This window comes from Paenibacillus sp. BGI2013 (genome assembly GCF_002843485.1).
In the GTDB taxonomy this organism is placed as follows: domain Bacteria; phylum Bacillota; class Bacilli; order Paenibacillales; family Paenibacillaceae; genus Paenibacillus; species Paenibacillus amylolyticus.
The window spans coordinates 1-1,468 of record NZ_PJFA01000031.1; the positions used below are offsets into that span (position 1 = coordinate 1).

Sequence of the window (1,468 nt, forward strand, 5' to 3'; positions counted from 1 at the left end):
GTAACTGGAAATTACCCCAGCTGGGTTTCCCCATTCGGACACCCCCGGATCAAAGCTTGCTTACAGCTCCCCGAGGCAGTTTCGTTGTTCGCCACGTCCTTCATCGGCTCCTAGCGCCTAGGCATCCTCCGTGTGCTCTTAGTAGCTTAACCATTTTGTTCCGGTATCGGTCGCTCGCTTCCCTTGGTTTGGACTACGTCCAAATCCAAAAGTCGCTCTCACCCGATACCATCACAAAAGCAATTTGACTACCGTTTTTATTGAAACTTGTTTGCACAAGTTCAGCTAAAAAGGAATGTTCTAATTCGCGTTTATTTCGTTTCGATATCTAGTTTTCAAAGAACAAACTTGTAAAACTTTTTTTGGTGGAGCCAAGCGGGATCGAACCGCTGACCTCCTGCTTGCAAGGCAGGCGCTCTCCCAGCTGAGCTATGGCCCCATATAAAGTTTAAAGGTATAGATGGTGGGCCCTGGTGGACTCGAACCACCGGCCTCACCCTTATCAGAGGTGCGCTCTAACCAACTGAGCTAAGGGCCCACATTCATATACTATTTGAACCCAAAATGGGTTACGCTTGGCGGCGTTCTACTCTTCCAGGACCCTGCGGTCCAAGTACCATTGACGCTGAAGGGCTTAACGGTCGTGTTCGGGATGGGAACGTGTGGAACCCCTTCGCTATCGCCACCAAACGTTTGAGAGTTTGAGCTCTCAAAACTGAGCAACGAGTGAGTAACTAGCCGACCTGACTAGATTTTGTATTTGAATGTTTCCGTTGCAGGAAACGATTCTCCATAGAAAGGAGGTGATCCAGCCGCACCTTCCGATACGGCTACCTTGTTACGACTTCACCCCAATCATCTATCCCACCTTCGGCGGCTGGCTCCTTGCGGTTACCCCACCGACTTCGGGTGTTATAAACTCTCGTGGTGTGACGGGCGGTGTGTACAAGACCCGGGAACGTATTCACCGCGGCATGCTGATCCGCGATTACTAGCAATTCCGACTTCATGCAGGCGAGTTGCAGCCTGCAATCCGAACTGAGACCGGCTTTGTTGGGATTGGCTCCATCTCGCGATTTCGCAGCCCGTTGTACCGGCCATTGTAGTACGTGTGTAGCCCAGGTCATAAGGGGCATGATGATTTGACGTCATCCCCACCTTCCTCCGGTTTGTCACCGGCAGTCTATCTAGAGTGCCCACCCGAAATGCTGGCAACTAAATATAAGGGTTGCGCTCGTTGCGGGACTTAACCCAACATCTCACGACACGAGCTGACGACAACCATGCACCACCTGTCTCCTCTGTCCCGAAGGAAAGATACATCTCTGTACCGATCAGAGGGATGTCAAGACCTGGTAAGGTTCTTCGCGTTGCTTCGAATTAAACCACATACTCCACTGCTTGTGCGGGTCCCCGTCAATTCCTTTGAGTTTCAGTCTTGCGACCGTACTCCCCTTCCGGGGTGCTT

2 tRNA genes and 3 rRNA genes are annotated in these 1,468 nt (G+C 51.4%); all 5 read right to left on the minus strand.

Going from position 1 to position 1,468, the window contains the following annotated elements:
• Positions 1-152, minus strand: a 23S ribosomal RNA gene (locus CXK86_RS31675); the annotation flags it as partial.
• A gap of 211 nt (positions 153-363) precedes the next feature.
• Positions 364-439 (minus strand) — tRNA-Ala (locus tag CXK86_RS31680).
• Positions 440-461: 22 nt separating this feature from the next.
• Positions 462-538 (minus strand) — tRNA-Ile (locus CXK86_RS31685).
• 35 nt (positions 539-573) lie between these two features.
• Positions 574-690, minus strand: a 5S ribosomal RNA gene (rrf, locus tag CXK86_RS31690).
• Positions 691-796: 106 nt separating this feature from the next.
• Positions 797-1,468: ribosomal RNA gene (locus CXK86_RS31695) — 16S ribosomal RNA — on the minus strand; the annotation flags it as partial.